The following is a 24345-nucleotide window of genomic DNA, read 5'->3' on the forward strand; positions in this document are numbered from 1 at the left end:
TGGCTTATTACGTTCAAACTTGGCTTTAGCCATGATGATCTTCCTTTATAAACTACTCATGGAGGGTCACCCCATGAGCACTTGGTTTTTAACTAAGAAATTAGTTTGGGCTTATAGTAATCGAAAGATTACTCGTCGTCACCTTTTTTACCGCCAGCTTGGAATTTAGCGATGATGCCTTCAGCCACGTTACGTGGAGTTTCAGCATATTTAGCAAATTCCATAGAGTAAGTCGCACGACCTTGAGACATAGAACGCATTTGAGTCGCGTAACCAAACATCTCAGCAAGAGGAACTTCTGCACGAATTGCTTTTGTTCCACCAGGAAGATCGTCCATACCTTGAACCATACCACGACGACGGTTTAAGTCACCCATGATATCGCCCATGTAGTCTTCTGGAGTTTCTACTTCAACTTTCATGATAGGTTCAAGAAGGATAGGATCCGCTTTCATGAAACCATCACGGAAGGCATAAGAACCTGCCATTTTGAACGATAATTCGTCAGAGTCGACGTCATGGTAAGAACCGTCGAATAATGTCGCTTTAATACCAACAACAGGGTAACCAGCCAATACACCATTCTTCATACGTTCTTGAATACCTTTGTCAACCGCGCCAAAGAATTCTTTAGGTACTACACCACCAACAACTTCTTCAACGAATTGGTATTCTTTACCAGCTTCTTCAACATCAAGCGGTTCAAGACGTACATATACGTGACCAAACTTACCTTTACCACCAGTTTGACGTACGAACTTACCTTCTTGTTCAACAGACTTTTTGATCGTTTCACGGTAAGCAACCATTGGTTTACCAATGTTAGCTTCAACACCGAATTCACGCTTCATACGGTCAACAATGATGTCAAGGTGAAGTTCACCCATACCAGCAATAATTGTTTGACCAGATTCTTCGTCTGTACGAACACGGAACGATGGATCTTCTTTAGCCAAACGACCTAAAGCGATAGACATTTTTTCTTGGTCTGCTTTAGTTTTTGGTTCAACAGCCAATGAAATTACTGGCTCTGGGAATTCCATACGCTCAAGAGTAATGATGTTTTTCTCATCACATAATGTATCACCAGTTGTAACGTCTTTAAGACCTACACACGCTGCGATATCACCTGCACGGATTTCATCAAGATCTTGACGTTCGTTCGCATGCATTTGCACGATACGACCGATACGTTCACGCTTAGCTTTAACTGGGTTATAAACCGGATCACCTTGTTTAAGAACACCAGAGTAAACACGTACGAATGTTAAGTTACCTACGAATTTGTCGTTCATGATTTTGAACGCAAGCGCAGAGAACGGAGCTTCGTCAGATGCTTCACGAGACGCTTTAGTTTCGTCTTTGTCGTCAAGGATACCTTCGATCGCTTTAACTTCTGTAGGTGATGGTAAGAATTCAATTACAGCATCCAACATACGTTGAACACCTTTGTTCTTGAATGCAGAACCACAAAGCATTACTTGAATTTCAGAAGCTAATGTACGAGCACGTAAACCAGCGATGATGTCTTCTTTAGAAAGATCACCTTCTTCTAGGTACTTGTCCATTAATTCTTCAGAAGCTTCAGCCGCAGCTTCAACCATTTTTGTACGCCATTCGTTAGACGTATCAACTAGGTCAGCTGGGATATCAGCATATTCAAACTTCATACCTTGAGATGCTTCATCCCAGATAATCGCTTTCATTTCGATAAGGTCAACAACACCCTGGAATGTATCTTCAGCACCAATTGGCACAACGATAGGAACAGGATTACCACCTAAACGAGTTTTAACTTGCTCAACAGCACGGAAGAAGTTTGCACCAGTACGGTCCATCTTGTTCACGAATGCTAAACGAGGCACTTTATATTTGTTCGCTTGACGCCATACAGTTTCAGACTGAGGTTGTACACCACCTACAGCACAGTAAACCATGCACGCACCGTCAAGAACACGCATAGAACGTTCAACTTCGATTGTGAAGTCTACGTGTCCCGGGGTGTCAATTACGTTGATACGGTGTTGTTCGAATTGGTTACCCATACCAGACCAGAAACAAGTTGTAGCAGCAGAGGTAATTGTAATACCACGCTCTTGCTCTTGTTCCATCCAGTCCATTGTTGCTGCACCGTCGTGTACTTCACCAATTTTGTGAGATACACCTGTGTAGAACAAAATACGTTCAGTTGTAGTTGTTTTACCTGCGTCAATGTGCGCAGAAATACCGATGTTACGGTAACGAGTAATTGGGGTTTGGCGAGCCATGATGTCTACATTCCTAAATGTTATATTTAAAACAGGACGCACCAATTAAATTGATGCGCGCGAATATCCAAACAGGCAACTTAAATACCTGCAAAGCCCCCACTTTGATAGAGAGCGATGTTGAATCGAGCTGCTGTACGCATGAATATTCTCCTGAATAAGGCCTGTTTTATCCGCTTAGAAACGGTAGTGAGAGAAGGCTTTGTTAGCTTCAGCCATACGGTGCACATCTTCACGTTTTTTGATTGCTGCACCTTTACCTTCAGCTGCATCAAGCAACTCACCAGCAAGACGTAAAGCCATCGTTTTTTCAGAACGCTTAGCAGCAGCATCTACTAACCAACGCATAGCTAAGGCAGTACGACGGGATGGGCGTACTTCCATAGGTACTTGATAAGTAGCACCACCAACACGGCGTGCTTTTACTTCAACCATAGGACGAACTTTTTCAAGAGTAGTCTCGAAAAATTCAACTGGGTCTACTTTATTTTTTTCTTGAACGCGTTCTAAAGCACCGTAAACGATACTTTCTGCAATAGATTTTTTACCATCTTGCATTACGTGGTTCATGAATTTAGCGATTGTTTGGCTGCTAAATTTTGGATCTGGAAGGATCTCACGAGCAGCGACTACGCGACGTCTTGGCATTTTAATACACCTAATAATATGACACTTCAGGATGATCCAGCAGTTTGTACAAGTGTCATGTACACGACGCTGGCCTTACTATACGTCGCTTGAATTACAAATCTATGAAGAATTCAAACAAGCGAAACGCTAAAGGGCTTATTCGACTAGTTTCCTAGAATTACTTCTTAGGACGCTTAGTACCGTATTTAGAACGTGATTGATTACGATCTTTAACACCAGCACAGTCTAATGAACCACGAACGGTATGGTAACGTACACCCGGTAAGTCTTTAACACGACCACCACGGATAAGAACAACACTGTGCTCTTGTAAGTTATGGCCTTCACCACCGATGTAGCTAGATACTTCAAAACCTGAAGTTAAGCGAACACGGCAAACCTTACGCATAGCTGAGTTAGGTTTTTTAGGTGTAGTTGTATAAACACGTGTACAAACACCACGACGTTGTGGACAAGCCTTCAACGCAGGAACTTTGGATTTTTCAACCAAAGTCGTACGACCCTTACGGATCAACTGATTCGTTGTTGCCATATGGCAATTCTCCCGTTATTAAAAAACCTTAAAAAGAAAATACCTCTTTTTAAGGGCACATAATTGTAAGCCAAGATGCAAAAATGGTCAACACGGCAATACTTACCAAATGTTGACCATATCAATGTTTGATAGGACGATTTACAAATTTAAATAGAGTCTATTTTCAATTTTTAAACTTCTACTTTGTAAGTGTATTGTTAAGAGTATTTTTTATCTTCCAATATCTCGTCATCATCCTCTGGTGTTAAAGCAGGTTTTTGCTCAGTATGCTCATGTTCTGTCACATGTTTGTCAGCAAGTTGTTCTAAACCTTGATGAACATTTTCCTGAATTTTTTCTTCACTCTTTTCGCGTTCCGTAGGCTTTAACACAATAGAAACTTTTGAAATCACCTCATGATTTTCTACTTTATGATGATGAGCAGAATGAATATTACCATCTTCACCTATATTTAAAAGTCTTGGACTTGCTTTTTGAATGAGTGTAACCGCAGCATAATAGGCTTGCAGCGGAGATAAATGCTCGCTAGGGTGTTCATTTAAATAATGTCTTGCCGCTCCAAAAATTGCTTGAGCTTTATGCCCCACATCTTCTTGCAGCTTCCAACTATACACTGCGCTTAAAACCGCACCTGCAATTGGGGTAAATTTCCCAAAAGCTGAGAGTTTCGGAATACGATTCAACCATTCCCATTTGAACTCCCCATCTTCATCTACCAACCAGTTCTTTAGAGTCTCTATATCTGTGGTTGAACCTAGCACTTGCTGAAATTGATGAATATCTTGTGTTTCCAACATATTTCTTAATGTTTTTAAAGCCAACAACAGGGTTTGCTTCTCAGCAATCAGGCTAATATCAACTTCTTTAAAAATAAACTCGACAACATCTTGATCAGTAGCTTCCAATAAATCAAAGCCATGTGATCTTCCTGTCTGATAAATAGTTCTTAAAACCAAAACTAATGAAACTGGGATATCTACAGCCGCACCAACGACACCTGATACACCTGTAATTGCACCTTGTACAGTCGCAATGAGCTTGTTTTGTTCAATAAGTGCCTGACTTAAACGTTGAGAGCGTCCTGTGTCTTTAGTTAATTCAAATAAATCTTTAGCACCCGCTTCTTCTAGGATTTTTTCAGTTAAGGTACTTTTTGAACTAAAGTCATTTAACCAGTTAAATAAATGGCCTGAGATTTTTTCGTCCCAATCAGGTGAAAGAAATGTAGCAACGCCGTTTACTTTTTTGAAATGGCGCCCAAACACCTGACGTGTGACTTTTGGTAAATGCTCTCGTAGCATTTGTTGAGGACTTTCATATTGCTCAACTTCAAATGGGCTTTTTGTTCGTGATTTACCTTCAACAGTTTTACCAGTTGGGATTGGTTCAACAACCTTACTTACATCACCTGATTGGTTCTGTTGTAAAATACTCAATCCTGTAGAACTGAGCTTTTTAGCCACTCCGAAGACCTGAGAAAACAAATTGTCAGATTGATTATTATTAAATTTTGTCATCAAGTACCTCGATTTTTTAATTTATCTAATTAGAGATAAATACTAGGTGGAATGTGGATTTATCTCAACTTGAAAGTGTGTATTTTAGTTAACCCTACATGCAACATACTATGTATTTGGTTATTTTTTTTAAATGTAAAATTGTCATAAAGATTTGCCATAAGAAATAAAAATCCTTTCTGCTATCATGTTCACAACGAAAAACATTGGTCTCGTTTTCTTACAGCTATATTCTCCTATTCATTTTCATAGCTGTTGAACACGATAGACTCTTATATATCACCATAAAGGGACCTGTAGATGAAACGTGTTGTAATCACTGGTATGGGTATTAACTCATGTATCGGTAACTCTTTAGAAGCAGTTACTCACTCACTTCAAAATGGAATCTCCGGGACACGTTTTAACCCAACTTATGCTGAACTTAATTTCAAAAGTCATGTCAGCGCTGCTGCAGAACAAGACTTTGATAATATCGACCGTAAATTAAAACGCTTCATGGGCGTATGTGCGATGTATGCATACAACGCTGCTGTAGCTGCAGTTGAACATGCAGGACTTACTCCTGAACAACTTGCTGGTAATCCACGTTATGGTATTGCAGGTGGATCAGGTGGTGGCTCAACTGCTTCTGTTGTTGAAATGACAGAATTATTAGAGACTAAAGGCGCACGTAAAGTGGGTCCATTCTTTGTACCGCGTAATATGTCAAACACCATTACTGCTAACGTAGGTGTTGCATTTAAACTACAAGGTATTTCACATACTATTACAAGTGCTTGCGCAACTTCTGCAGATGCAATTGGTTATGCATACAACTTAATTCAACTTGGCAAGCAAGACCTTATGCTTGCTGGTGGCGGTGAAGAAGATCACTGGTCTCAAAGTTTATTGTTTGATGCAATGGGCGCACTTTGCTCGAAATATAACGACTCTCCAGAAACAGCATCTCGCCCATATTCAGCAGACCGTGACGGCTTCGTTATTGCTGGCGGTGGCGGTTTCGTAGTACTTGAATCACTTGAACACGCACAAGCTCGTGGTGCAAATATTTTAGCTGAAGTCGTTGGTTATGCTGCGAACAGTGATGGCGCAGACATGGTTGCTCCAAGCGGTGAAGGTGCTACACGTTGTGTATTAATGGCACTTGAAGAAGCTAAGCAACATGGCGTAGAAAAAATTGACTATGTAAATACACATGGTACTTCTACTCCAGCTGGTGACATTACAGAACTTAAAGCAATGGAGCGTGCATTTGGTGAAGGTAATGTACCTCCTCTTAGCTCGACCAAATCTATGACTGGCCATAGCTTGGGCGCCGCTGGTGTACAAGAAGCTATTTACTCTGTGCTAATGATGCAGAATGACTTTATTGCACCAAACATCAACGTAACTGAGCTTGATGAAGGCGCAAAACCTTTTGATATCGTACTTGAAAAACGTGATGCAAAATTGAATACTGTAATGAGTAACAGTTTTGGCTTTGGCGGTGTTAACGCTTGCCTTATTTTCAAGAAGTGGGATGCATAATCCCACCTAGGATTATCGATGGATGCACCTTCTGATGCTTTTTTGTGGGTAAAAGCATTACATATTATTGCCGTGGTTTGTTGGTTCGCAGCTTTGTTCTACTTACCACGTCTATATGTTTATCATGCTATGAGTGAAGATGCTGCAAGTCATCAACGCTTTGAGGTAATGGAACGCAAGTTGTATCGAGGAATTATGTGGCCTTCGATGATTGCTACATTAATTACCGCCCATTTCCTTGTAGAATGGGGTGATGCAACTCGACATTATCATCAAGCCACATGGTTTTACCTCAAAGTTGGATTAGTGGCTTTATTGGTGATTTATCATTTGGTATGTGGCTATTATCGTAAAAAGCTCATCGGAAATGCTCACTATAAATCACATAAGTTCTGGCGTTTTTTTAATGAAATGCCAACCTTAATTTTATTTGCTGTTGTGATTCTAGTTGTTGTAAAGCCTCAGTTCTAACTGGGGCTTTTGCTTTTCTTCTCTAAGAAGTCTTGTATTCACAATAATAAAAATATGAAATTCATTTAAAGTTTTATGAAAACAGAACTATAAAATTAATGAATAGCCATGGCTCTTTATTTAGCAACACATGATCTATACTATGCTAAACAAATAGATGAACTCATCTAATGGCAAAGCTATGCTAACTTTTAATGTGCTTAAACGCTTAATCCATACACCATTTATTCTTCTTACACTTTTTATTTTCCGTCACTTAAAAAACTACCCGATTAGGTATTTGACTCCTCAAGAAAAACTATTAGCTCAAATGGTCTTCGGCGATCTGCTCGATTGTGAACAACCTAAAATTATTGCTACTCGCTATCTCCCTTGGCAGTCTTGCGGTATTTTTATGGCCCCAAATGGTAATATTTATGTCAATCCTTCTGATTACAGCGAAAATTATGCTCTAGAGTCTAAGTTTATGCAGGGTATTTTTATCCATGAACTCACACACGTCATGCAATATCAAAAAGGTATTCATGTCCTACTTAAAGGTGCCTTACTACAATCAGCCTATTACCTCAGCCTTAAAAGTTACAACCCCTACAAATATACCTATCACCCTGACAAGGCATTTAGTACTTATAATATTGAACAGCAAGGCGAAATTGCTCGTGACATTTGCACAGGAAAAATCCCGAATATTATCTGTTCACCTCAGCTTCATTTGTAACTAAATAATCCATGTTGCTTTAAACGTAACATTTTTTGCCTGATGTAAATGAGAATTCTTATAAATCAGAAATACTTATCTAAACTATAAAATTACGCTTATTCAATTCAAATTATTGAAAAAAATAGAACAGCCTTATTCCAAATTAGCTTGTGATAAGGCAGTATACAAACAATAAAAATAATGAAGCGTGTTTCTATTCTACACAGAAAATCTCGTTATTTTTACGCAGAAAATATGGGATTGGTATATATTATTGATCTTGACATTTTTGTTTACTATTTTAATTGTTTACTATCGTACCATACACATCGTTGAAAAATTATATCCATAAAAATCAACGCTATGTGTATCTATATTCGTTATGATCTAGGATTAGGTTTGAATGAAAAGTTTTAAAGTTGCCCTTGCTCAGTTTTCTCCGCATATTGGCAATATTGACTCAAACACCCAAAAGATGATTGAGCAAGTAAATCAGGCGAAAAAACAAGACGCTGACCTGATTATTTTTCCCGAACTTTCTGTTATTGGTTATCCAGCTGAAGACTTATTGTTACGTCCAAATTTAAATAAACGTATGCAAAAGGCTTTTGCGCAACTTGCCGAAGTTAAAGATATTGTTATGGTTTTCGGATTTGTAAACCAGGCAGAAGATGGTCAACGTTATAATTCTGCTGCTGTCATGAAAGACGGTCAGGTTTTGGGTGTTTTTAACAAACACAATTTACCAAACTATGGCGTCTTTGATGAAAAACGCTATTTCCAAAAAGGCCATCAGCACTTAGTTTTTGAATATCTTGGGCATAAGTTTGGTGTATTAATTTGTGAAGATATCTGGTCAATTAATACTGTAAAACAGTTAAGCCAATTAAATGTTGATACTGCTCTTGTACTCAACTCATCACCATATGAAGTCGGCAAACCACAACACCGTATACAGACCTTAAGTGAACTTGCAAAACAACTTCATCTAAATATTGTTTATGTTAACCAAGTAGGTGGACAAGATGATTTAATTTTTGATGGCACAAGTTTTGTTAGCAATCAAAATGGTGAAATTGCCTTACAAGCACCGAGCTTTAAAGAAGACATTTATATTGCTGAATTTGATCGTGATACAAAGTTATATAAAGTCACTGAGTCTGCTCCTGCTTTAGAAACCTTTGCAGAAATCTATCAAGGTTTAGTCATGGCAACTCGTGACTATGTAGAGCGCTCAGGCTTTCCTGGTGTGATTTTGGGTCTTTCTGGTGGTATCGACTCTGCCCTTACACTTGCGATTGCTGTTGATGCAATCGGTGCAGAAAAAGTGCAAGCTGTAATGATGCCTTACACTTATACTTCTCAAATTAGTGTAGAAGATGCGGCTGAACAAGCTCGCCGTATGGGTGTGACTTTCGGTATTGCTGAAATTCACTCAATCGTAAATAGCTTCATGCAAACCTTGTATCCTTTCTTTGGTAATTCACCAGCTGACGCAACTGAAGAAAATTTACAAGCGCGTGCTCGTGGCACATTGCTTATGGGCTTATCAAACAAATTTGGTAATTTAGTCCTTGCTACAGGGAATAAATCTGAACTTTCAGTTGGCTACTGTACGCTTTATGGCGATATGGTTGGTGGCTTTGCTGTTCTAAAAGATGTTTATAAAACTATCGTATTTGAATTAGCAAAATACCGTAACAGCTTAAGCGAAACCCCTGTGATTCCTGAGCGTGTGATTACCCGCCCACCTTCTGCAGAACTTCGCCCAGATCAAAAAGACCAAGACTCTTTACCAGCTTATGATGTATTGGATGCCATCCTTTACGCATACATTGAAGAAGATTTAAGTCAGGCCGATATTATTGCCAAAGGTTTTGATAAAGAAGTTGTTGAAAAAGTCATCCGTTTAGTTGATCGTAATGAATACAAACGTCGTCAAGGTGCGATTGGCCCGAGAATTACCTCTCGTGCATTTAGTCGCGAACGACGTTATCCGATTGTCAACGGTTGGACAGCGAATGACTGAGCAGAAAAACTCATCAAAAACTACAGCACTTGCTCAAGCACTTTTGCTTGAGCAGGTGGAATTTTTCAAAAAACAATTATCTATAGAAAACTCACCTATTTATTTCCAGCAATTCATTCAGTTGTTTATGCAACATGCTGACGAAATCAAGCTTCATGAAGTTGTTGATTTAGAGCAACTACAAGCCGTTGTGAAACGCTATGCTTTTGAAATGCAGCTAGGTGCTGGTTTACTTGAGTTTATTGGGGAAATCGCGCAGCGTATTTATTTATCTGCGATGAAATCGCCAATTCAGTTACAAGATTTGGTCTCTGACCACCAATTTGAAATGTGGCTCTCCAAATTTTTGGAAATGGAACATATTCCTCATTATCTCAACCAGTTTTTAAGAACTAGCCCTTCTGTACAACAGCTTTGCCAATATATTGCAACCTCGACTCTAGAACAAAAATTACCAAAACTTCTAACTGCCTCTAGAGTGGATGACTATCATTTTGAATGGCAACATAAACTCAAAAAATTTTCCTTTTTGCAGCAGCAACGTCTTGAGCATAAACTTGAAACCTGGATTGCCAGTTTTATTCACGAGCAACTTACAGAATTAAGTCTTTTATCGAGTGAAGATTTAGAAAGTCTAGTGCGTCATGTTTGGGAAGATATCAGACATAAAAAAATGTATGAGTTTATGAAACAACTCACTCCTCTCGATGTTGAAGAGTTCTTTGTTTTAATATACGAATACTGGAAAGAATTACGTCAATCAGAATTTATGCAAGATCTTATTTTGTATGGCGTTGAAGTTTTTTATGATTTTTATAAAGACCAAAGTTTATTTGAAGTATTAAGTGAAATTGGTTTAACCGAAAGCGACTTACAAACAGAAGCTTTACGTTTTTATCCGAAGGTTATGGATGCCTTCAATGAGCACGGTATTTTAGAACCGTTACTTCAAGCACTACTAGCTCCTTTTTATCAAAGCTCAAAAACACTCGATATAATTGAAAAACATTTCAATGAGTAAGAAGTAGATAAAAAGAAACCACGCAGGAGCGTGGTTTTTAAAATGGTGGCTATGACGAGACTTGAACTTGTGACCCCCGCATTATGAGTGCGGTGCTCTAACCAACTGAGCTACATAGCCGTAAACTGTGTGCGCATTATCTATAGTTATATATAGCAGGTCAATAGGTAAAAACCCTTAATGTCCATCAATTGAACAAATAAGATTCAGATCATCATTATTTGTTCGTTTTTTAGCAAACTTATACTTTAAGCAATTGATCGTCCACAGAAATATATTAAAGATCTAATACCAGTTTCTTACCTTTAGCTCTTGATACACAAATCATCATGCTCTTTTGTGAAGCCTTTTCGGCATCACTTAAGTATTGATCGAAATGCTCTGCTTCGCCTTCTAAAATAGCAGTTTCACATGTACCACAAACCCCTTCTCGGCATAGACATTCCACATCAATATTTAATGTTTCGATGGCTTGTAAAATCGTCTGGTTACTTTGTACTTCAATTTCTTGATTAGACTTAGCAAGTACCACCGTAAATGCTTCACCATCTTCAGGAACTGTTGAGGCAAATTGTTCCCAGTGAATGTATTCATCGCGGTAACGATGCTTGTTACAACAATCAATCACAGCATCAATCATGGGTTTCGGCCCACAAACATAGACATGTGTGCCTTTAGGTTGTGATGAAAGCAGTTCATCCAGATTTAATGAGCAACCTTCTGAGTCAACATAACTAAACACATGTTCTGCATGTTTCTGCTTTAACTCATCTAACAAGGCCGCATGTTCAGGTGAGCGATAAGCATAATGTAGTTCATACTCAGCACCACGCGCTGCAAGCTCATCCATTTGAGGTAAGAATGGTGTAATGCCAATTCCACCTGCAATTAGAATATGTTTATTCCCTGTTTCAGCTAATGGAAATAAATTTTTTGGTTCTGAAATCTGGATTTCACAGCCTTCATTGCATTGATCATGCATAAAAACTGAACCGCCCTTACCTTCTACATCCTTACGAACACAGACTTGATAAGTCGATAAATCTTGCGTACAGCTCATTAGTGAATACGCATTTGAAAGTTGTTCATTCATTTTGACAATAATATGGCTTCCCCCACTAAATCGAGGAAAGTTCTGCCCATCTTGACGTTTGAACGTAAACCGTTTGATTAAAGGGGTTAGCTGTTCCACTTGAGTAACAACCGCTGGGAACATTTCATAATGATTAGCCATATTAGAATCCTTCTTTTACCGCATATTCTTGTTGTTAGGGCTTATCCTTAAAGCCCTAAACACATGTATTTAATGGTCATGAATTCTTCAAGACCATACTTTGAGCCTTCACGCCCAACACCTGATTGTTTCACACCGCCAAATGGTACAACTTCATTTGAAATTGCTGTAGCATTCATACCGACCATTCCATATTCAAGCTGTTCTGATACTCGCCATAAACGTGAGATATTTTCACTATAAACATAAGCAGCCAAACCAAAGATGGTGTCATTTGCTTGAGCAACAACATCAGCCTCATCAGTAAAGCGAATGAGGGGTGCAACTGGACCAAAAATTTCCTCTTGGACAATTTCCATCGTACGATCAACGTTAGTTAAAACAGATGGTTCATAAAAGGTTTGCCCTAAAGCATGCTGTTTGCCACCACAAGCGACTTTAGCGCCTTTACTAACTGCATCATCAATCAACTGCTGTGCTTTCAAAACAGCCTTTTCATTAATTAATGGGCCAATTTGCACGCCATCTTCAAGTCCATTACCGACTTTAAACTTTTGTACTTCTTGTACAAACTTCTCGGCAAAAGCTTGATAAATATTGTCGTGGACATAAATGCGGTTAGCACAAACACAGGTCTGGCCCGCATTACGGAACTTTGCAAAAATCGCACCTTGTACAGCTTTATCTAAATCGGCATCATCAAAGACAATCAGAGGAGCATTACCGCCTAACTCAAGCGCTAATTTTTTAATGGTGCTTGAACACTGCTGCATCAGTAGGCGACCTACTGGAGTTGAGCCAGTAAAGGTTAATTTTTTCACTTTTTCATGTGAAGTAAATACCGAACCAATTTCTTGAGATTTACCAGTAACAATATTAATCACACCAGCTGGAATACCTGCTTTTTCGGCAAGTTTCGCAATCGCTAAAGCACAGTAAGGCGTTTCATTCGCTGGCTTAATCACTATCGTACAACCCGCTGCTAAAGCTGGTGCTGCTTTACGCGTAATCATAGCAATTGGAAAATTCCACGGCGTAATTGCAGCCACCACACCAACAGGTTCTTTACTAATAATAAAACGCTGCTGGTTATTTACGGTTGGAATTACATCACCATAAATACGTTTGCCTTCTTCGGCAAACCATTGAATAAATGATGCAGCATAACGCACCTCACCTTTCGCTTCTGCCAAAGGTTTACCTTGTTCAATGGTCATGATTAAAGCAAGTTCATCGGTATGATCGAGAACCAGTTTGTACCAAGCTAATAAAATATCTGCACGGTTTTGGGCAGTTAAAGCTTTCCAACTTTGTAAAGCCGTATAAGCAGCCTCAACTGCTTGAGTCGCCTCAACCGCTCCCATATTTGGAATTGTGCCAATTTCTTCGCCTGTTGCAGGGTTACTCACCGGAACCGTTGCATTTGACTGTGCAGCTAGCCATTGCCCGTTAATATAGGCTTGTTGCTGAAATAATTCAGTACTTTGTAAACTCGACATATCATCTTCCTAACTGAAGAATCAGGTGTAAGTCATCTTTACACCTGAATAAATCCATTTGTTTTATTTGTGATGCTGCGCCACTAAATGCTGGAAGTAAGCAATACCATGCTCACTAATTCCAGAGCGTTGTTTATCCGTCATGATACGGCCCTGACCACGATAACCACGTGATTTCAAACCACGTTGTACGCTTTCGACCAAGTTCAAATCTTCAGGACGGAATACATTGCGATACCACTCAATCAAATCTTTTTGATCTTGAGTAAGTTCTTCGTTGGTGAAGTAAATATCGTAATGCTGCAAAGTCGTTTCTGCATCAACTGGGAACTCATAGATCACAGTCATGAAATTGCTGCCCGGTGGTACGTTGAACATGGTACAAGGCCAAGTCCAGAAACCATGAAATTCAGGATCTGTTACTGATGGATCAAGCTTGAATGATTTCTCTGATGAACGAGCAAAGCCATATTGCAATGTCCAGTTTTGATGTGTGGTATGCCAATATTTATCAACTTGTACCGAATCAGCAAAACCAGGATGTGCAGGCCCACAGTGGTAACATTCTAGATAGTTATCAACAATCACTTTCCAGTTTGCTGGAGTTTCTGTCACAAAACGTGCTGCCAGTTTTAAATCTTTAATTACACTACATGCTTGATTTAAACGTTCAGCAAATTCCGGAAGTTGGTCTTCTACGCATGTCGCATTTTCATCCATATTAATGAAAACAAAGCCTGCATATTCCTCGACTTTTAAAGGCACCATGCTTGAGTTTTCTTTATCGAAAGATTCAACATGATCACAATTACGTGCCAAAGCTAAGCTACCATCTAGCTTAAAAGTCCAAGCATGATATGGACAAGTAATTACATTTTTTGCTTTACCACTGCCACTTAAAAGTTCATGACCACGGTGCGGACATACATTATAAAACGCACGTAAAACGCTATCTTTACCACGAATGATGACAATATTTTCACCAATTACTTTACGGGTAATATAATCATTCGGTTGTGCCAATTCACTGCCATGTGCAACACAAATCCAGCTTTTAGCAAAGATTGCTTCTTTCTCATGCTCAAAAACTTGCGATGAAGTATAGAAAACTTTAGGAAAAGTCCATGCAACATCTGGGTTTGCACAAAAATCTTCAGGTAATTTTTCAACTGCACTCATGTTTTTACTCCATTAAATTCTTTTCGTCCAAATGACTCGATATTAAATTGATGTCTTTTCGACACTGCCAAACATGCGACGTATCGCACCAAGCATGTTTTGATATAACTGTTGAACTTCTGGGCAGTCACGCATGAGACGTAAACTGCCATGTAATAAACCTTTGCCTAAATGGAACTCGCTCGGGATACCTGCTTGTTGCAATTTTTGGGTAAGGAAATAACCGTCATCACTTAAAGGGTCATACTCTGCAACGGCTACAAAACTGGCAGGCATATCTGAAAAATCAGTTGCCAATAAAGGTGCTAGACGTAAATCCTGCCAATCTTGTGAATTCGGTGCATATTCCTTTAAATAAAAATGCATATCTTCAGCCGTTAACAACGGCGCATGGGCGTGCTTTTGCACGGCTGGGGTATCAAATGCTGTCGTTAAACATGGATAAACCAATGCCAGCCCTTGAGCTTGCAAACCACTATGCTGTAGATGCACTGCAAGGGCTGCTGCTAAATTACCCCCAGCGCTATCGCCTGCTAGAACGATATTTTCACTATCTATTTGCCAATCAAAACCATGCTGTTTAAGCCATTGATAGACTGCTAAACAATCTTCAAAAGCTACTGGAAAGCGGTGCTCTGGTGCCATGCGGTAATCCACACCAATGACAACTGCATTTAAGTCCTGACATAAATAACTGGTAATAAACTCATGTGAATCGAGCCCACCCACCATCCAACCACCACCATGTAAATACAACACACATGGCCAACCAGCTTCAGGTCCTTTAGTTTTTGGTGAATAGATGCGAATAGGTACTGAATGCTCTGCATTTGCAACAACTCGATCTTCGACTTCGATCTTGCCATCACGAGGCAAAGTATAGTGTCGACACATTGCGTCATATGCTGCACGAACTGAGTCAATACCTGCATCTGCTGGTGAATAAATGCTGCTCCAGTACACTAGACTTTGCATTTCTTCACTTAAGGCATAAGTAGTCTGTTCACGTGTCGTCATTACCGTTCCCTCTAGCTGGTTTTTCTGTCCAGTTTGATTGAGCTTGCAAGCTCAAGCTGCATCCGTTTTGCATGTTCATCTTGAGACTGGTTTAAACCAATTTCCGCATCATCATAACCTTGTTGCTCAATTAAATGCGATGGAACTTTGGCATAATCCTGAATCAGCCATTTCACTAAGCCATAGGTTTGAATCAGAATAATCACGATGAATGGTAAAGCTGTAACAATGGTTGCAGTTTTCATGGTGTCTAACGGTGCTTTACTAAAGATCATGGCAATTGGAACCAAAGTCAGCATGACACACCAGAACAAACGGGCATTTGGTGATGGATCTTGCCCTTCACTTAAACCTCGTGTACATGTTGCTGAAACCGCATATCCGACCGCATCCATATGTGCTGCCAAGAATACCACCATGATGCCTAGGAAAATCCACATCATGAGTTTTCCAGCAGGTAACAGGCTGAGCAATTGACCAATCGCAACCTCACCACCTTGTTGGCTTAAGATTTGTGGCACATTTACAGCCCCATGAATAAAGCTATAAACGCTGTAGTTTTCAAACACACCAAAGATGAACCAAAGACCAACACTACCGCCAATTACCATGGCAAAGATCACTTCTTTAATAGTACGGCCTTTAGAAACACGCGTTACGAACAGTGCCACACCGGGTGCATATGAAATCCACCACAACCAATAAAATACAGTCCATTCACGAGTAAACTTGCCATCGCCCATTGGGTCGGTAAACAAGCTCATGTCAACAAAGTTGGTTGCCATTAACCCAAAACTCATTAATGAATTATTCAAAATGAATTGAGTCGGACCAAAGCAAAGTACATAAATTGCAAACAGCACTACACCCAAGCACACCATGTGGCTTAAACGCTGCATGCCTTTATCCATACCTACATACGAACTAAGTGCAAACAGAACCGAAACACCCAAAATAATGATGACTTTGGTCATAAAGGTATTTGGAATACCCGTGAGCTGAGACAAAATATTGGTAAATGTCACGGCAGTGAGTACAAGCGAAATCGTTAATGCACCAAACATGCAAAGCAAGAACATTAAGTCGACTAAACGCCCAACCACACCGGTTGATTTAAAGCCTGTTACAGCCTCAATTACAGAAGCTAAACTTAAGCCTTTGTTTTTTCTCACATGGTAGCTGTAGCACAAAGAAATTGATGCCAAAGCATAAATTGCCCATGCACTTAAACCTGAGTGAAAAAATGAATAAGCCACGCTATATTTCAATGCTTCTGCTGACTCAGGCGGTAAGCTCAAACCCGGAGTTTGATAATAGTAGGCCCAGTCCAAAAAGCCCCAGTACAATGTAGAAGACCCAATACCAGACAAGATGAACATAAAAATCCATGACATCGTGGTGTATTGAGGTTTCCCTTCACCTAGTTTGATTTTGCCGTATTTACTAAAAGCTAGACCAAAAGTAAAAATAATGGCTAAAAAAGCAAACAGTAATACTGGAGTTGTAAATACCGATGTCGTCCACTGCATCCATGTTGCAGCAATCTTTATCGACTCTTGCGAATAAATCGCCAAACCAGCAACTGAAATAAATACAAACAGTAAACTGGTTACGGCAAGAACTTTATCCGTATAAATTTTTGTGTTTTGATTATCCATATCCATACATCCATTTTTGGATGGCGTTATTCCATAGCGAACACGTCCATTTTAATTTGGGCTACACACGATGCAATTGCATCTCCTACCTCATAAGTTTTTGCCTGACCACCAATATCGGCTGTCTTTGGCCCATTAATTAATACATGCTCAATCGCCTGCATAATGTCCTGACCTGCTTGGATGCAACGCTCGTCTTCTTCACCAAAGAACTCGAACATCATGGCACCCGACCAAATCGCAGCGATTGGGTTGGCAATTTGTTTACCGTAAATATCTGGTGCTGAACCATGGACCGGTTCAAACAATGATGGGAATTTCCTTTCTGGGTTTAAATTTGCCGAAGCCGCTAAACCTATAGTTCCCGTACATGCAGGTCCTAAATCGGAAAGAATGTCGCCGAATAAATTCGATGCTACAACCACATCAAAGCGTTCAGGTTGTAAAACAAAACGAGCTGCTAAAATATCAACGTGCTGTTTATCGGCCTGAATTTGTGGATATTGTTTTGCCATCGCATCAACACGCTCATCCCAGTACGGCATGCTAACGGCAATACCATTTGACTTGGTCGCTGCGGTAAGTTTTTTCGCATCACGCTGATTTGCAAACTCAAATGCATAACGCAAAATGCGATCTACGCCATGACGTGTAAATACAGCTTCTTGTAAAACAAACTCTCGATCTGTTCCTTCAAAAGCCTTACCACCAATAGCTGAATATTCACCTTCACTGTTTTCACGGACCACGTAAAAGTCGATGTCGCCCGGTTTTTTACCTACTAAGGGACATTTAACACCCGACATTAAGCGCACTGGACGTAAATTCACATATTGGTCAAAACCACGACGGAACTGGAGTAGCGACTCCCAAAGTGAAATATGGTCAGGTACTTTATCTGGCCAGCCTACAGCACCAAAATAAATTGCATCGTAGCCCTGCAAAGTTTCAAACCAGTCATCTGGCATCATTTTGCCGTGCTCAAGGTAGTAATCGCAGCTTGCCCATTCAAATGCATCTAACTGAAGCTCAATGCCGTACTTCTCTGCTGCTGCCTTTACAACCTTAATGCCTTCTGGTAGAACTTCTAAACCAATGCCATCGCCTGCAATCGTGGCAACTTTATATCTTTTTGCCATAAGCTTCCTTCACACCTTCGACTAATATCCTTGTATGGCTTAAACATGATGTTTTAAGCAAAAATGATCAACAACAGAACTATCACTCCAATGGACACGGATCGTGAATAATCTACCTAACCTATCGGATTTAAAGGTTTTTTGCACAGTCGCCAAACTAAAAAGTTTTGTCGAATCTGCTGAGGAACTCGGGACTTCGCCAGCTTTTATTAGCAAGCGAATTAATATTTTAGAAAACACGTTGAGCTGCAAACTTTTTCATCGCAGTACGCGTCACGTTAGTCTGACAGAAGATGGCAAACTCATCCTTGAAAGAGTTTCAAATATTCTTGAAGAATTTGATGAAGTATGCGAACTGGTGAATAACCCACTGAGTACACCTACGGGTCGTATGGATATTATTAGTAGCTTTGGTTTTGGCAGAAAACATATCGCACCGATTCTGTCTAAATTAATGATGCTCTATCCAAAGCTTCAAATTCATTTTGACACCATCGACAATACCAAAGACCTGATTCAACACAGTATTGATTTGGACATTAGAATTGGTAATGAAATCGCACCGAATATGATTGCGAAGAAGCTGGCGTCTAATTTTAGAATTTTGTGTGCGGCGCCAAGTTATTTACTTAAACACGGAGTACCGGACTGTATTGAAGACTTGCAGTCACATGATTGCTTAACGATTAGTGAACGCGATCAATCTTCAGTTTTATGGAAATTTAGGCATGCCTCTGAAGATGTCGCAGTACATATCAAACCACGCTTTGTTTCTAACAACGGCGAAATTATTCATCAGCTTGTTATAGAAGGTCATGGCATTATTTTCCGTTCAATTTGGGATGTAGCAGATGAATTAATTACAGGTCAACTCCAGCATATTTTGCCTGAATATTGGCAAGATGCAGATATATGGGCGGTTTATCCATCACGACTCAAAAGCTCATCTAAATTACAAACCTGTATTTTGTTTATTCAAAACGAATTGCTCAATCGTTTACAGCACATTCAAAACCTAACCCGAGGACAACTCATTTCTCCGGCAGTTAAACGAGAACCACCGCCAGAAAAAGTCCTCCTATAAAAAAAGCCCTAAGCGATGCCTGTTCACTTAGGGCAATAAATTGCTTTTAAATTTTAAAAATAGTACCCAATTGAAAGATAAAATAATTTATCCCAATCATTACTACTACCTTGTGCAAGGCCATCAGCCCCACCACCAACCATTGGATCGTTTTTACTCATAATATATTCCCCCTGAATACCAATGGCTTTGTAATTAAAATAAACCCCTGCTATTAAGCGTTCAGAATCTTTATAGCCATTCTCGTCTTTAAAAAAGCGGCTATGAGAAATATAAGGCTTAATATTTTCAAGTTTGTGGAATGGCTTAGCAAAGGTATAGTTAATTTCATTAACCAAATATTTACCTTTATTGGCAACTTGATATGGATAATCAAATGCTCCAATGGTTGAGCTATTTGGCAATAAATCATCCCCATTCGTCACATCTTGCTTACCAGCTAAAAACATCCATTGCCATGCCTGATATTGCGTTTGAGCAAAAATGTTCCATGATTTGCGATGACCGTCTTCATCAGTTCTTTTATTTTCTAAATCAGAGTACCAAACTGAACCACCTAACTCGGTCGAAAATTTTTGAGCTTTATCAAGTTCAAATTTTCTAGATCCTCGAGCAATCCACATATTCTTTTCTTCGATATTAGTACCTGTGGTTAAATCATCAGCTTCCACAAAGTTACCACTGTATCTGCTTGAGTCCTTTGAAGTTCCCTTATAATTTCCTCCATCAGCTGGATAGAAACCTAAGGTCAAATTATATTTATCATCTGCAAATTTATATTTAATCCCCAGATTATCGATATCTTCTAAACCAACGGTATTTAAAAGCGTTTCGTAATAGCTACTTCCCCAAAATTCGCCAAAGCCAAAATCAACGGGTTGCAAACCTGCCGTGATTCTCTGCTGATCAGATAATTTATAACCTACCCAAGCTTTTTTTAGAAAAATCACATCACACAAGCGATCATATTGATAACAACGGGCATCCGCACCTGCAATCCAATCTGGATTTTCATAACCTAATACTAATTTAATATCAGTTAACCGCCAATCATCATTTTGGGACCCTTCATTTGCATCAACCACATAATCTTTATGCAAATAACGAGAACGTACTGCGCCAGACACTTTAAATTGACCCGAATCTAAAGTTGGATCTCCCCAACTCAAATCAGCCGCTGAAGCCTCTACTCCCGCAGTTAAACTTAAAATTCCTAAAAATAATAATGACCTTTTCATGTCTTCAACATCCTTGTTAAGTGTTATAAGAACATGAAGAAATTGGTCTAGACAAACAATGCCACAACTATAAAGTCGGTCTTTACAAACTGTGTTTAATCAAAAAATGAGCATAAAAAAAGACCACGCAGGAGCGTGGTCTATAAAATGGTGGCTATGACGAGACTTGAACTTGTGACCCCCGCATTATGAGTGCGGTGCTCTAACCAACTGAGCTACATAGCCGAAAACTGTGCGCGCATTATCTTAACTTCTTTAACGCACGTCAAGAAAAATTTTAAATAAAATGAGGTGAAGTGAGCCTATAAGCCGGGTTCTGTCGAGGATGGTCATTCCTCTAGGCGTACAATCACTCATACGCTCAAGCGACCTACCCGAATCCAGTACGGGCCGTACCTCAGGATTCCTATTTGGTCTTGCTTCTGGTGGGGTTTACCATGCCGTGAACTGTTACCAGACACGCGGTGCGCTCTTACCGCACCCTTTCACCCTTACCTCACGAATGAGGCGGTCTACTCTCTGCTGCACTTTCCGTCGGCTTTCACCGCCCAGGCGTTACCTGGCACCCTGCCCTATGAAGCCCGGACTTTCCTCCCCTGCTTCAGTCACGAAGACCTCCACAGCAGCGACCATCCAGCTCACCTCAGGGGCGCATATTAACAAATTTATTTACTAATTGCTTGTGCTTTTTTGAGCAATTAATCTTTTATATTTGTCTAATAGCTGTTCTTCCGTTTCCACATGCTGCGGATCTTTAGGAATACAGTCTACTGGACAAAATAACTGACATTGCGGCTGGTCATGATGACCAACGCATTCAGTGCATAAATCTGGATGAATTTCGTAAATCACTTCACCCATGAAAATAGCTTCATTTGGGCAAACTGGTTCACAAACATCACAGTTTATGCATTCATCGGTGATATATAACGACACTTTACCAACCTTGTTGATGTTTACGTTCAAAGGCCTCAACCACAGCTTGCGGAACAAACTTGGTTACATCCCCTTTTAAACGAGCAATTTCCCGAATCAATGTCGAAGAAATAAATGAATACTGCTCAGATGGCGTTAAAAATACTGCTTCAAAATGTGGGTCAAGTTGACGGTTCATATTGGCAAGTTGAAATTCATATTCAAAATCAGAAACTGCTCTTAAACCACGAAGTACTGCTGTTGCCTTCTGCTCTTTGAAAAAATTAACTAGCAGCCCATCAAAGCCGACAAATTCAACATTTGATAAATGGCTTAATGAAGTTTGGGCCAGTTCAACTCTCTCTTCTAGACTAAACAAAGGGTTTTTATGATGTCCAATTGCAATTGCTACTACAACCTCATCAAACATTCTTGATGCTCTAGTAACTAAATCAACGTGTCCATTCGTGATGGGGTCAAATGTTCCAGGATAAATTACACGCGTTTTAGACATCCGCTAGTACTCTAATTGTATTGTGAACCTATTTTAGCAAAAGTTATACATCAGGCGAAATATTGATGTGCAGGAAAAACTTCACCTTAGCATCAGTTTACGGCACAATAGGCATAATTGTGGAAGTTTGAATTATGGCGAAAGCGACAGTAGTGAAAAAACATAATGGCGGAACCATCGCACAAAACAAACGTGCCCGCCATGATTATTTTATCGAAGAAAAATTTGAAGCTGGTATGTCTTTACTAGGTTGGGAAGTAAAGTCTTTACGTGCTGGTCGCATGAGTTTGACAGAAAGTTATGTCATTTTTAAGAATGGTGAAGCGTTTTTATTTGGTGCACAAATTCAACCGCTCCTTTCAGCATCTACTCATGTAGTACCTGAAGCTACACGTACACGTAAATTATTATTATCGCGCCGAGAACTAGAAAAGCTAACAGGTTCAGTTAACCAAAAAGGTTACTCATGTGTTCCTTTGGCATGTTACTGGAAAGGTCACTTGGTTAAACTTGAAATCGCGCTTGTGAAAGGTAAACAGCTTCACGACAAACGTGCGACTGAAAAAGATCGCGATTGGCAGCGTGATAAAGCTCGTATATTTCATAAGTAATTAAATAAAAAGCCTCTTGTTTTAGAGGCTTTTTTTACATTTTGAATTTTATTAATTTAATCTATATAAGAGTCCAGCAAGATATTCGCCAAACCATTTAGCCGTATCTAAATCGCCTTGTGGAGGAGTAATTTCAACAGGTGCATTATCTGACTGCGTCATTAAACCCAAACAACTCGATAATCGATTTAAATCTTTTTCACTATGACCTGTAGTCATCAAAGGTAACCCAGACCAAAGCATGCCATGTTGCATCGCAAAAATATTTAATTGTTGTAAAACCGCTAGTTTATCGCCACTCAACCCACCTGAATTTGCAAAGCCAGCTGCAAGCTTGCCTTGCCATAAACGATTTTTCCAACGTTTAGATGTACTGTCCATAAACTTTTTAAAGTCGGCCGTCATACTTCCCATATAGGTAGGTGAACCAAAAATAATACCATGCGATGCATCAAGTGCATCCCAATCAATATGTTCAATATTCATTAAATGTACTTTTACACCCATCACCTCTGCCCCAGCAGCAATAGCGGAAGCTACTTTCGCGGTATGACCATATGGACTGTGGTAGACAATAGAGAGATGTTTTTCAGGCAAAGACATAAGTTTAAAATTTTGAGCGATTTTTTCTATTTTATCATTTTATTAACGCTTGCTAAACCTTCATCTATAAATATGAAATATAAGGCTTTCACTACCGCATACTATAGAAATATTTTGGAGTTAAATAAAAAACTCTCTTATTTTTTAATGAATATAAAATAAGAGAGTCATTTAAGGCGGTGATCAAAACTTACATAAAAACAAACGTAGCCATACGCCCTGTCTTCGCATCACGACGATAAGAAAAATACTCTTCATCCTGTTGATAAGAGCATCGATCTCCGCCCAAAACTTGTTGCACACCTAGACTTTGCAAAATAAAGCGTGCAATAGCATATAAGTCTGCATGAAATTTATTTGGAGCCACGCCTTCAACAAAAGCTGTTTCCAACTCTGGATATTTATCACAAAAGGCAGCTTTTACTTCAGCCCCAATTTCAAAACAAGGTTGACTAATTGCAGCTCCTAACCATGCCCAAGTTGGAGGATTTTGCATAGCCGTCACTGTATTTTCAATAATGCCACCTGCTAAACCACGCCAACCGGCATGCAAATTAGCGACTTCGGTTCCTTCGGCATTTCCCAACACGACAGGTAAACAATCAGCCGTCATCATCATTAAAGCATGATCTTTTGTTTGGGTGACCAAACCATCGCCGATTAAAGCTTTAAAAGGAATTTGTTCATTTACAGTATGGCAAATCGTACTATGCGTTTGGGTCATCCATGTCATTTTTTTAACACCAAATTTCGCAAACTCATCCAACAATATCATTCGATGCTGTTGAACACGCTGTGGCTCATCTTTGACATGTAAAGCCAGATTAAAGCCAGATAACTCAACCTGACCTGTTGGTAATGCCAAAGGATGTTGAACACGTGTCTGCCCTACAAATACGCCTTGAGGTAAACCTTGAACAAATTCCATATGCA

The 24345-nt window shown here is 39.6% G+C and carries 22 protein-coding genes, 2 tRNA genes and 1 other RNA gene; 7 read left to right on the top strand and 18 right to left on the bottom strand.

The window, feature by feature from the left end; translation table 11 throughout:
- Positions 1-128 precede the first annotated feature (128 nt).
- The 4 genes from fusA to RFW85_RS14390 form a co-directional block, all read right to left on the bottom strand.
- Positions 129-2267, bottom strand: a complete 2139-nt coding sequence (fusA, locus tag RFW85_RS14375) for an elongation factor G (RefSeq protein WP_002120436.1) — start codon at positions 2265-2267, stop codon at positions 129-131.
- A 177-nt stretch (positions 2268-2444) separates the two neighbouring features.
- Positions 2445-2915 carry a 30S ribosomal protein S7 gene (gene rpsG / locus RFW85_RS14380; RefSeq protein ID WP_001138055.1) on the bottom strand — a complete coding sequence of 157 codons (471 nt, stop codon included), beginning with the start codon at positions 2913-2915 and terminating at the stop codon, positions 2445-2447.
- 160 nt (positions 2916-3075) lie between these two features.
- Positions 3076-3450 (bottom strand): 30S ribosomal protein S12, encoded by a 375-nt coding sequence (rpsL, locus tag RFW85_RS14385; protein ID WP_002050319.1) that lies wholly within the window; start codon positions 3448-3450, stop codon positions 3076-3078.
- A 200-nt stretch (positions 3451-3650) separates the two neighbouring features.
- The gene (locus RFW85_RS14390; protein WP_171545246.1) at positions 3651-4970 is read right to left on the bottom strand and encodes an EcsC family protein; all 1320 of its coding nucleotides are present in this window, start codon (positions 4968-4970) and stop codon (positions 3651-3653) included.
- Between the two features lie 300 nt (positions 4971-5270).
- Between RFW85_RS14390 and RFW85_RS14395 the strand changes: the two genes are divergently transcribed.
- The 5 genes from RFW85_RS14395 to RFW85_RS14415 all read left to right on the top strand — a co-directional run bounded on the left by RFW85_RS14395 (position 5271) and on the right by RFW85_RS14415 (position 10721).
- Positions 5271-6500: a beta-ketoacyl synthase N-terminal-like domain-containing protein gene (locus tag RFW85_RS14395; RefSeq protein WP_002120440.1), complete on the top strand. Its 1230-nt coding sequence runs from the start codon at positions 5271-5273 to the stop codon at positions 6498-6500.
- An 18-nt stretch (positions 6501-6518) separates the two neighbouring features.
- Positions 6519-6971, top strand: coding sequence for a protoporphyrinogen oxidase HemJ (gene hemJ / locus RFW85_RS14400; RefSeq protein WP_002120291.1), 453 nt, complete (start codon positions 6519-6521; stop codon positions 6969-6971).
- Between the two features lie 157 nt (positions 6972-7128).
- On the top strand, positions 7129-7689 hold the full coding sequence (locus tag RFW85_RS14405; RefSeq protein WP_170248367.1) for a hypothetical protein: 561 nt from the start codon (positions 7129-7131) through the stop codon (positions 7687-7689).
- Positions 7690-8074: 385 nt separating this feature from the next.
- Positions 8075-9700, top strand: coding sequence for an NAD+ synthase (locus RFW85_RS14410; protein ID WP_170248368.1), 1626 nt, complete (start codon positions 8075-8077; stop codon positions 9698-9700).
- On the top strand, positions 9693-10721 hold the full coding sequence (locus RFW85_RS14415) for a hypothetical protein (protein WP_086266018.1): 1029 nt from the start codon (positions 9693-9695) through the stop codon (positions 10719-10721). Before RFW85_RS14410 ends, RFW85_RS14415 begins: the two co-directional genes overlap by 8 nt.
- 43 nt (positions 10722-10764) lie before the next feature.
- On the opposite strand, the gene RFW85_RS14420 is transcribed toward RFW85_RS14415, so the two are convergent.
- From RFW85_RS14420 to RFW85_RS14450, 7 genes are all read right to left on the bottom strand, one after another.
- Positions 10765-10841, bottom strand: a tRNA-Met gene (locus RFW85_RS14420).
- 157 nt (positions 10842-10998) lie between these two features.
- The gene (gene cntB, locus RFW85_RS14425; RefSeq protein ID WP_171545247.1) at positions 10999-11955 is read right to left on the bottom strand and encodes a carnitine monooxygenase, reductase subunit CntB; all 957 of its coding nucleotides are present in this window, start codon (positions 11953-11955) and stop codon (positions 10999-11001) included.
- Between the two features lie 47 nt (positions 11956-12002).
- Complete coding sequence (locus RFW85_RS14430) at positions 12003-13454, bottom strand: NAD-dependent succinate-semialdehyde dehydrogenase (protein ID WP_170248369.1); 1452 nt, start codon at positions 13452-13454, stop codon at positions 12003-12005.
- Between the two features lie 63 nt (positions 13455-13517).
- On the bottom strand, positions 13518-14633 hold the full coding sequence (gene cntA / locus RFW85_RS14435) for a carnitine monooxygenase subunit alpha (protein ID WP_002120432.1): 1116 nt from the start codon (positions 14631-14633) through the stop codon (positions 13518-13520).
- Positions 14634-14675: 42 nt separating this feature from the next.
- Positions 14676-15650 carry an alpha/beta hydrolase gene (locus RFW85_RS14440; protein ID WP_170248370.1) on the bottom strand — a complete coding sequence of 325 codons (975 nt, stop codon included), beginning with the start codon at positions 15648-15650 and terminating at the stop codon, positions 14676-14678.
- An 11-nt stretch (positions 15651-15661) separates the two neighbouring features.
- Positions 15662-17314 carry a BCCT family carnitine transporter gene (locus RFW85_RS14445; protein WP_080631146.1) on the bottom strand — a complete coding sequence of 551 codons (1653 nt, stop codon included), beginning with the start codon at positions 17312-17314 and terminating at the stop codon, positions 15662-15664.
- 20 nt (positions 17315-17334) lie between these two features.
- Positions 17335-18447: a tartrate dehydrogenase gene (locus RFW85_RS14450; protein WP_170248371.1), complete on the bottom strand. Its 1113-nt coding sequence runs from the start codon at positions 18445-18447 to the stop codon at positions 17335-17337.
- A gap of 103 nt (positions 18448-18550) precedes the next feature.
- Between RFW85_RS14450 and RFW85_RS14455 the strand changes: the two genes are divergently transcribed.
- The gene (locus tag RFW85_RS14455; protein ID WP_309171631.1) at positions 18551-19531 is read left to right on the top strand and encodes a LysR family transcriptional regulator; all 981 of its coding nucleotides are present in this window, start codon (positions 18551-18553) and stop codon (positions 19529-19531) included.
- Between the two features lie 53 nt (positions 19532-19584).
- Here the strand turns inward: RFW85_RS14455 and RFW85_RS14460 are convergent, their stop codons facing one another.
- The 5 genes from RFW85_RS14460 to coaD form a co-directional block, all read right to left on the bottom strand.
- A complete protein-coding gene (locus RFW85_RS14460; protein WP_309171632.1) occupies positions 19585-20769 on the bottom strand; it encodes a porin in 1185 nt (394 codons plus the stop codon).
- 148 nt (positions 20770-20917) lie between these two features.
- Positions 20918-20994, bottom strand: a tRNA-Met gene (locus RFW85_RS14465).
- Between the two features lie 64 nt (positions 20995-21058).
- An RNA gene (rnpB, locus tag RFW85_RS14470) (RNase P RNA component class A) lies at positions 21059-21414 on the bottom strand.
- A gap of 27 nt (positions 21415-21441) precedes the next feature.
- Positions 21442-21705, bottom strand: a complete 264-nt coding sequence (locus tag RFW85_RS14475) for a YfhL family 4Fe-4S dicluster ferredoxin (protein ID WP_086266024.1) — start codon at positions 21703-21705, stop codon at positions 21442-21444.
- A 1-nt stretch (position 21706) separates the two neighbouring features.
- The gene (gene coaD, locus RFW85_RS14480; RefSeq protein WP_005070938.1) at positions 21707-22198 is read right to left on the bottom strand and encodes a pantetheine-phosphate adenylyltransferase; all 492 of its coding nucleotides are present in this window, start codon (positions 22196-22198) and stop codon (positions 21707-21709) included.
- Between the two features lie 134 nt (positions 22199-22332).
- On the opposite strand from coaD, the gene smpB reads away from it, so the two are divergent.
- A complete protein-coding gene (gene smpB / locus RFW85_RS14485; RefSeq protein ID WP_002120348.1) occupies positions 22333-22809 on the top strand; it encodes an SsrA-binding protein SmpB in 477 nt (158 codons plus the stop codon).
- Between the two features lie 51 nt (positions 22810-22860).
- Here smpB and RFW85_RS14490 read toward each other — a convergent pair whose 3' ends face one another.
- The gene (locus RFW85_RS14490) at positions 22861-23412 is read right to left on the bottom strand and encodes a flavodoxin family protein (RefSeq protein WP_199978221.1); all 552 of its coding nucleotides are present in this window, start codon (positions 23410-23412) and stop codon (positions 22861-22863) included.
- 190 nt (positions 23413-23602) lie between these two features.
- The gene (gene pgeF, locus RFW85_RS14495; RefSeq protein ID WP_309171633.1) at positions 23603-24340 is read right to left on the bottom strand and encodes a peptidoglycan editing factor PgeF; all 738 of its coding nucleotides are present in this window, start codon (positions 24338-24340) and stop codon (positions 23603-23605) included.
- Positions 24341-24345: the final 5 nt, after the last annotated feature.

This window comes from Acinetobacter sp. 12966, assembly GCF_031196995.1.
Classification (GTDB): Bacteria; Pseudomonadota; Gammaproteobacteria; order Pseudomonadales; family Moraxellaceae; genus Acinetobacter; species Acinetobacter geminorum.